Genomic DNA, 10,079 nt, shown 5'->3' on the forward strand with positions numbered 1-10,079 from the left:
ATATTCTCATATAAAAAGGCTTCCTTTCATTAGAGTGTATGGTTTGTTATACCATATCTCCAACTTTTGGAAGCCACTTCAACTAAAATGTCTTTAGTTATACGAGTTTAATTATTTAGTGCTTAAAGCAATAATTACAATGATTAAATTAGGTTCTACTTCGCAATAAAATATAAGCCAAATCTAATATACTTACTATGCTTCTAAAATTAATCGCTTTTAGATGAATAGATTAGATTTCCTTCAAAATCATAATAGTGAAAACCCTCATCTTCTAATATTTCTACGTAATGATCATGAAATAGAACTAACTTTCCAAACGCAAAAGAAAATTGAAGGTTAAAAGCACTTAAACTATCATTAGGAATATCAATTAAATCTATACAATTTGGATTAATAAGTAAGTTTTTTATCCAATAATTTTGTTCTAAAAACTCAGAGTTTGCATGTATAAAATACGGGGTTTCGTCTATACAAATAGCATCAACAGATATTAAAAAATTCCCTGGTTCGTTATATAAATGAACTTCATTTTCATATCTAATGCCAAGATACCCATTATTATAAACGACGAGCCTAAATTCATCATGCACATTTATTAAGATATTTTCAAATAGATTTTTTATAACTGTTTGTTGGTTATTAATAGTCTTAATGAAGCCATCACCATAATAACCTATTATTAATTCTTCATTACCGAGTTCATCAAGTTCATAATTAAACACACGAATATAATCATCGTGCTTAACAATAAAAACTTGTTCATAAAAGACGATATCTCTAAAACTTTCAACAGTGAGAGTTTTATCTGAATTAAATAAAGTTATCTCGGTTTCATCAAACTCATTATCCCAAAAGTAAAAAATTCCTTGATAATACCCTTTAAAAGTACATTGGTTTGATTTACAACCGCTTAATGTTTCGAATCCTTCGTTTTCAAAATCATAATAAGTAATCTTAAAACCATCTAATGCATCAATAAAGAATGGTGTACCATCATAAATCATTGGAGCCTTAGGAAAATACCACTCTGATAAATGATCACTTTCATAGTCATATTGATACCATAACTGGTTGTATTCAACTAAAACATAACCATCAGATGTTGCAAAGTCTTTGTAATCTGTTTGAACTATCGAACCCCCTTCAATATCAAGCAAAGTAACAAATCCATTATGAAGATAAATTAAGAAAGTTGTGTTGGAAATATGACTAACAAAGTTAACATTTTCTAAAACTAGGTTGTTCTTCTCATCTAAAACCATCATTATATTCTCAGTTTGATTTGTTAGTACAAGAAAATAATCGTTTCCTTTTATCACTACTTGTTTTATAAAATAATAATGTGGAGGAATGATAAAATTACCTTCAAAATCAATAACACCATACATATATGCTTTTTTATCATTATGATAATATTCACATTTAACAACAATTTCAGCCTTATTGTTGTTTAAAGAACTCGGTTCTATGCTTAAACATCTATTAAAAGATGCTCTATTAGAACATGCCATTAGTATAAACCCAGTTAATGAAATTAACACAAAAAGCTTTAATTTGATTGTTTTCTTATTCATTATTATCACCTTCAATTATTATAATACCAATACCAATAGTAAAATGAATCTAAATAGTAATTCCAATAAGCAGCAAAATCTGCCTGAAATTGCTGGATAAACTGACCTTTCATTAATTGACTTTGGCCAGTATGTAACGCAGCTGCTCCACTAGGAAATACACTGCGATAATCGACCGTATTCATTAAATCAATTATGTTGGATTGTCCTATAGTTTTTACATCATGTCCGCTAAATACACTGCTAAGTACTTCTAATCCGGTGATTGAAACGTTTCCTATTTCTTTACTAACCTTTAGTAGTCTTGCATGATAATGAGCCATAGCCCATATTTCTTCTTTGTATATAAATTCAAGTTCTTCCTTAGACATATCATTAGAAACTCTATTAATTATTCCTACTTCTAATGTATAAGGATCATCTGGATTTTTGGGGATATTTATCATTCTATCAGTTTTTGAATTACCAGTATTAGAACACCCCCCCACTATAAGTCCCATAGCAATGATTGCTAATAAAACTAGTACACCAGCCTTGCCACTTGGATCAATATCCATCACTGGATTATTTGCAACATAAATATATGTGTTATGAGATAAGGTGTGCCCTTGACCACCCAGCAACCCATCCGAATTTATAAATCGACCTGTTTGAGGATTATAATATCTTGAGTTTAGATAATAATAGCCTGATTCTTCATCCCATCTATAGCCTCTATATCTATAGGGGTTAATATCTGAGATTGCACCAAACTTTGAAATGATATTGCCCCATGCATCATATCTATAGGTTGCGACTATATTGCCACTTATATCAACAAGTTCTATGATATCACCTTGTAAGTTCGTAATATAAAAATACTCGTTACCGTTATGGTTCATACTTAATAACGTTCCATCAATATCATAAGTAAAATATAGTGTGGTTCCATCACTGCGTTCTTCTATTAATACTTTATCGCCATCTAAGGTGTAGGTGGTTGTTAAAGAGCCACCACATGAGTTATATGGTTATGAAAATTTATAATATCAAAATAGAAATATGGCGTTTAAGTTACTCTAACTCATTATATCATTAAATCTTTTAATAACATTGAGACAGATATGTCCTGTTTTCATTCGTATATTTTTGCAATAAAAAAACTAAGCACTACTTGAATATTAAAGATTGTGTGACAAACTCTTTGAATCATCTGAACATATGGTTTTACTTACTAAACAATTAAGTATTTTATACATTATATGGACATATGCGAACACAAAAATTAAAGAATTAAACTCATTAATAATGACAAAGAAAATTAATTCTGAAAATATATCTATATCAATCATATAGTGTGGAACCCTGGTCAATACAAGCAAAATGTATTGAGTCAAAATATGTAAGAACCACTTGCTATTAACACTAGATTTTCTAAAGATAACAAGTTCAACCATTAAAAATACAAGCAATCTACCAAATAAATCAGAAAATATATTTAGTGTAGCTAGTGTTCCGGTCTCTAATACTATAACAGATTGAATAAAGATCATACCCGTAGCTAAAGCGGCTAATATCATTAGCCCTGAAGGAACTAAAAGAAAACTCCAATGTACTTGATTTAACCTTTTTCTAAAAAGTGCAGTAAATATAATTAAAGCAAAAATTAAATGTGTTACCGGACTAAATACTTCTAAATAATTAAATGACAAACTTGTAAGTTCAAAAAACAACAACCAATAGACTGCTAATAGTATAAACTGAATCAATAAAAACACCCATTTATTAACGTTCATAAAATCTCCTCCAGTAAACAACTCTTTCTTTAAAATACTCTAAATAGTAATCATAATCTGCTCCAGCAACTTCTAAATAGTGTGTATTAAAATTACTAGTAATGGATTTTAATGATGTTGCAGCTGTAATGTTCATGGCATCTATATCCGATTGAACGCTTCTGCTTGCAGCTGCACCAACAACTGGAACATTTAGAAAAAAAATCTTTGCTGCAATCATCAAACTATTTGATGTTGCTCTAAAATAAAGATACTTATTCTCAACATATTCCTTGGCTTTTTGGTCAAAAAACACTTCCAACATGACTTCGTTCTCTGAATCTACTCCATTTGGAAAATTAACTCTTGACCCTTCGTTGACAGTTCTTAAATCTTCTCGTATCTGAAAAACAGTTACTATGATACTCGCTACTGCAACTGCGGTTATCACCATGCCTGATACTATGATGATTATTCCAATTATGGACTCACCATTAGGATCTATAAACATAACTGGATTATTTTCAGTATAGGCATAAGTATTATGAAATTTAATCTCACCAAGTTCTCCAAGTAACCTGTCCGAATTTATAAATCGACCTGTTTGAGGATTATAATATCTTGAGTTTAGATAATAGTAGCCTGATTCTTCATCCCATCTATAGCCTCTATATCTATAAGGGTTAATATCTGAGATTGCACCAAACTTTGAAATGATATTGCCCCATGCATCATAGCTATAGGTTGCGACTATATTGCCACTTATATCAACAAGTTCAATGATATCACCTTGTAAATTCGTGATATAAAAATACTCGTTACCGTTATAGTTCATACTTAATAACGTTCCATCAACGTCATAAGTAAAATAAAGTGTGGTTCCATCACTGCGTTCTTCTATTAGTACTTTATCGCCATCTAAGGTGTAGGTGGTTGTTAAAGAGCCACCACATGAGTTAAGCTGCTTTGAAGTTCTTATACCCATATCATTATAGGTATAAGTATTGGATTCGCAGTAAGAAGTAAAGTTTGTTAATTGTCTACCTTCCCATTGCATCCAATTGTTGTAATGATAGGTTCTTGAGTCAAAAATGCCCGTTACATTGCCACTAGCATCATATATGTAAGTTTCAGAATGTTTAAATGTCCCATTTTCGTAGTATTCTATTTTTGTTAGTTGATCTTTCCATGTATTTTGATAAAACATTCTCTTTTCTTTCACTGGGGTCCCACTAACATTCTTATAGGCAAACTCTTTAATTGAGGTGATATTCCCTTGAGTATCATATGAATAGGTTATAGTTTTGGCCATTTGATTATAAATCGAAATATCTTCTTTTATTAACTGGTTAAACCCATCATAATAATAATCGTATGTTTCTATTGTTAGACTTGGGCTTTTTACTAGTTTTTGAATAATGTTGTGGTTTTCATCATAAGTGAACTCGTGAATACGATGGGTACTATCATTCGTTTTATAGATAATCTTACTTACTCGACTGGTTGCGTTACCCATACTTGAATCAACATTATTATCATCATAACTAAATAGTTTACTAAAGGTATGATTGTTTATGATTAAATCAATATTATTTAATCTTCTTAATGAATCTTCTTGGTAATTATACTCTTTTGTAATTGTTGATGAACCAACATTATATTGTGTATATTCATACATACCTGTAATTTCATTATAGTTGTATGTTACACCTCTTATGATATCACTAATTGAATAAATTGTCTCACTAAGATTGCCCATTGAGTCATAATGATATTCTATAGTATTCTCGTCTTTATCTACAATAGCTTTAAGTCTACCTGCTAAGTCATACGAGTAAAAATATATATTACTATTATGAATATCTTTGTAAACAGATAACCTACCACTCGAATCGTACTCATACTCAAACCTAACAGCCCCATTAAAACTAACGGTCTTAATTCGATTTTCTTTGGTATATGTAAATTCAATATAATCTTGATTTCCGTAGGTTTGTTTTTCTAGCAAGTTGGTGTAATAAGTCGTATCACCAATAACATGTTTTACATAATCATATTTCATCACTTCAGTACCAGCAATTTTAACTGATTCTACTTGATTCAAAGCATTATATATAATCTCATACCAATAGCCATCACGATGGATTTTTACTAAACTTCCACTACTATTATATTCGTATGAACTAGAAATACTGTTTAACGTATCTGAATCAGTAGCGACAGTAGTAATTAAATTACCACGAGCATCATACTGAAACCCTTGTGTATTCCCAAGTGCATCCATTATCTCGGTAATCAATCCTATAGAATAGTCTGTAGTGGCTGATACGGTATTTCCAAATTCGTCAGTAACTGAACTTATATATTGACCATCACTGGTGTAAGACGTCGTTGTCTTAAACCATTTATCTTGTTCGTTGAAGTCTTTACTTTGATCAAATCCAACATATTTTTCTTCAAGATGCTTTGTCGTTGAATTGTAAAGAAGTGTATGTCTAACGTTATTTTTTATAATCTCTTCTATTTGATACGTTTCATTTCTATTAATGTCCGTTAAATCACTATTATTAGAAATCGCGATAATATTAAAATTTTCATCGTAAGTGTAGGTGGTAGTGCCCACATGATTGCTAACACTTTGAAGATTACCATTGATTGCATTGTATACATACTGTACACTAACATTATCGTGATAGAACTGGATATTATCAAAATATGCACTACCAGCACCTTGGTACATCAGAGTAACAGTTATATGCATAGCAGATGATGGTACATTTATAGTCCTCATTTGGAACTGCCAATCACTAATATCAGGATTGAATGACAAATATTCACAAAAAGTATCAGCATAATCAAGATCAAAATAGCACACTTTTATACCAAAAAATCTGCCATCAGATTCTCCCAAATCACCAAAATATGCATCAGTTCCACGATAATATGTCTTGTTAGGAACAGCATCCGCTTTAGCCCATCCTGCAATGATATAGGTAGATTGAGAAGTACTTAAATTCCCTAGGTTCTGTGATACAGAATTCATCGAGTTTCCATTTCCTATTAGTTTAATGGCTTTAGTCCCTAGTATATCCTGCATAATTCCAGTTTCATTAATATCAACAGTAACGTTACCATTAGCAGACCAACCAACAGTCCCTTTTTCAAATGAACTATTAGTGATTACATTGTATCTTACGTTTGTATAATCACCACATGATTCCGTTGGATCATCATTGCAGGCTGTATAACTATAGCCTTCAAATAAATAAATATTATCAAAATACGCTGTTGACTCACTAGCATTAATTAATCTTATATTTACATTCCTAGCACTACTAATATAAAAACTCAGTTCTACTTTTTCCCAGCCATCGGAGTTTGCAACCTTGTTTATGATACCCTTAGATGTTGTATTTATAACATCAAGATAGGCTCCTGGTCCAGCACCAGAATTTTTTATCCATCCAGTTATCGTATAGGTTCCTTGATCGAGATACACTTGTTGATCTGCGAATGAGTACCAAGTACTAGATGTGCTTGTTACAGAAAGCGATTGAGTACCAAAGTTTGCATGTTCTGCTGTACTGTTAACAGCCCCACCAAATAGTTCATATTTAGTCCATCCCCAAGTACCTAGTTCGAATCCATGATTTGTTATCGGATTATGTTGTTGCTTTATCGTACTAGTTTTCTCAATTAACTTGTGATGGCTATAATAATTGGGTTCTGCATTGATGATACTATAATCTCCATCAATATTACTTCTATCTTCACCATTTGGAAACAAACCACTATACTGATAAAAGATTGCATTACCATAATCATCAATTATGTTTACTGTATGTCCGTAGTTATCAAATAGATAATAAATACTATCATTAAGATGGTTTGTATATGTTGTTTTTCCTAACGTATAACTAATGTTCAGTTCACCAATGCTTAACGCGTTATTTGTTTTTATAACTTGAATGACACGGTTATTATGATCATAGAGGTAATCAACTTTAACTTGATCCTCTAGTGAATATGCGTTTAACAACTTATTATTGCGATCGAACTCATACTCAAGTCTTTCTTCGCTTGACCATAGATTATCTGAACCATTTCCATAACGTGATGATCTTCTTACATAGTCTAAATTATTGTTAGAGTCATATGTATAAAGATTTTTCTCAACGCTTCGCCAAACAGTACCTGATTGCTTTAGTCGTAACTCAGTACTTGTTAAAACAGCCATATGATTGTAAAAGAATTGGATTCTATTTCCTGCTTCATCACTTACATAGTGTACACGGTCAAATGCGTTATAGAAAACATTAAGTGAATGAGTCGTTTTCATATTTTGAATGCGGGTTAGTCTTCCATTACCATTAAAATAATACTTTAACCCAGTTGTTGTGGTGAGACTCATTATTAGATTCTCTCCTGTGTGGTAATAATACCATCTTTCTAATTCCATACGTGATCCATCTTCTGCTATAGATAGACATTTAAAATCACCATCCGCTACGTGTTCACAACTTTCGTTCATAAAGTGAACTTTATTGCCATCGGGTTTAAGCATATAATAACTATTGCTAAATGTATCGTAAAATATTTCTATGTCATAATTTGTTTTCCAACCATTACCATAGCCATAATTGATATGTCTCGTGTGGGTATTATAATAAAACTTCAACCCTAACGACATAAACTCGTTATTTAAATTATACTCATCTCGAACCCATGTAAGGTTACCAGTATAATCCCCAATATATCCCGTTCCTACAGTTCCCAAATTTTGCGATGTATACGTCCAATAATCCTTTAAGCCCGATGGCTCTTCATAACCAATAACTACCGTTGGTTTTGTTAATAAATTATGTGTGGTATGATTTTGTCTTACTGAATGATAAACTTCATTTGGGGCGTTATCAACTATCGTAAACCCTGTTGTTCTTGTATTTCCGGTTGCTTGCCACTCTTTTACAGCTTTTGTAATATCAAAATGATATTGATTATCTGTCCCTACTATATGATAATCAATCACTCTATCCTCATATCTTTGAACTCCGTTTTGATGCCAACTTGCCCAAGTTACAGTATTACTTGAAAAGTTATGCGTATTTTTATGAATATTCACTTGTCTATTTTGAGCTTTAACACTACTAGTTAAAGTCAAACTAGAGTAGGTAATCACCTTATCCATTAATTGGCTTGGTATATTAAAATATAGTAAACTTTTAAAATCTCCATTACCCGGACTATTTGATAATGGCATAGATGTACTATTATAATAATTCTGCGTTGGATTTGCCTCAGAAATATAGGTGTCAAATATTGTAATTCCAGCACTTGGACTAACGATTGTCGGATCAATATATACTGGATATGTTGCATTGCTCAGCCATTCGTCACTTGGTATGACATTGAGATAGTAGGTTTTATTACCTGTTTTTACTAATTCAAAGTTAATTGCTTCTGAATAGTTTTCAGCAGCATCAACCATAAATAAATCACTAAAAACAAATATAACCTCATTAGTATCATTGACAAAGACGATGTTTCCTTCATCATCTAGTATAATTTCTAAATCCTTTACTTTATATTCAAATGCTAGACTGAAATTCTCTATATATTCATGTAAAATGATATTTTCTTTAACTTGATTGCCTGTAATGATGTACTCTAAGTCAAGATGTTCCCGAATATTCTTATAAACCAATGATTGCTTAATATGTAATAAATCTCTAACGTTGTTTGTTGTTAAATCAGTGGAATCATACTCAATATTAGATTCATTAATATTTATTACAGCCCAATCGATTTGGTAATCATCCATAGTTAATTTTATTTGTTTACTATTTTCTATTTTTTTAGGGAACTTCACTTTGAATCTATTCGACTGGTTTTCCATGTTGTTTCCATTATCAACTAAATTATTATCAATCTCTTTAAAACTTCCATTTTCCAAATAGTGTACAACTTCATCATAGATAACAATTTCATAAGTCCCATCAATTTTTCTAAACGTTTTTGAAGTTTCGGTACGCAGGCTGATATCTTCAAAATCAATAGGTACCAATCTTGGATCCATTTGAGTAAAACTATGATGCTCTTGATTGCTATTGTCTAATCCTAATATAAATTCTTCCCCATGTTCCCCGTTATTAACAATGTTACCATTGTAAGCTTCAATTATTTGCCACGGCATTGCACTCATTATTAATGAGATTACTGCAATTATAGTCAAAACCTTCCTTGTTTTTTTTAGACTACAAACCATTAACAAAATCTGTGAGTTACTTAGTTGTTTTCCTATCCTCTTAAACATGCTATCCTCCAACTTCATATTTTATAAACTAATCTTTATTATAAAATATTCCCCTAGATTCTTCCCAATCGATATATTTACTTCCTATACTAATGTTTGTTTCAAATTAATACACCTGTTATACTACCTCCCTCTTTAATAAATGAATTGCCAAATCATAAACCATCGAATGGAAATTAAAATCCAGTAAAACATTTCATCGATACGCAAGTACAAGCTGTGTGCATTGTGAGTTAATTTATTTTAAAATAGCTATTAGATTATTAATATACATATATCAATTAATTATACCCCGATTATAAATGCCACAACAGCGCGGATATGTCGTGTTTTTGTTTTGAAAACGTTTAGATTGTCTTTTTCGTGATATTAATTATTCATAAGATTTTCTAGTATACCCGGGTACTCCTTTGATAAGGCATTGATAGGGCGGGT

4 protein-coding genes are annotated in these 10,079 nt (G+C 31.2%); all 4 read right to left on the bottom strand.

Annotated elements, in window-relative coordinates:
- Window positions 1–209: 209 nt before the first annotated feature.
- Complete coding sequence (locus ACHAJD_RS09340; protein WP_435585601.1) at window positions 210–1,577, bottom strand: hypothetical protein; 1,368 nt, start codon at window positions 1,575–1,577, stop codon at window positions 210–212.
- An 11-nt stretch (window positions 1,578–1,588) separates the two neighbouring features.
- Window positions 1,589–2,524 carry an RHS repeat domain-containing protein gene (locus ACHAJD_RS09345; protein WP_494337906.1) on the bottom strand — a complete coding sequence of 312 codons (936 nt, stop codon included), beginning with the start codon at window positions 2,522–2,524 and terminating at the stop codon, window positions 1,589–1,591.
- Window positions 2,525–2,737: 213 nt separating this feature from the next.
- Window positions 2,738–3,352 (bottom strand): hypothetical protein, encoded by a 615-nt coding sequence (locus tag ACHAJD_RS09350; RefSeq protein WP_435585603.1) that lies wholly within the window; start codon window positions 3,350–3,352, stop codon window positions 2,738–2,740.
- Window positions 3,342–9,644, bottom strand: coding sequence for an RHS repeat-associated core domain-containing protein (locus ACHAJD_RS09355; protein ID WP_435585604.1), 6,303 nt, complete (start codon window positions 9,642–9,644; stop codon window positions 3,342–3,344). The genes ACHAJD_RS09350 and ACHAJD_RS09355 overlap by 11 nt, the downstream gene beginning before the upstream one ends.
- Window positions 9,645–10,079: the final 435 nt, after the last annotated feature.

Source organism: Liberiplasma polymorphum (assembly GCF_043951795.1).
Taxonomy (GTDB): domain Bacteria; phylum Bacillota_I; class Bacilli_A; order Izemoplasmatales; family Izemoplasmataceae; genus Liberiplasma; species Liberiplasma polymorphum.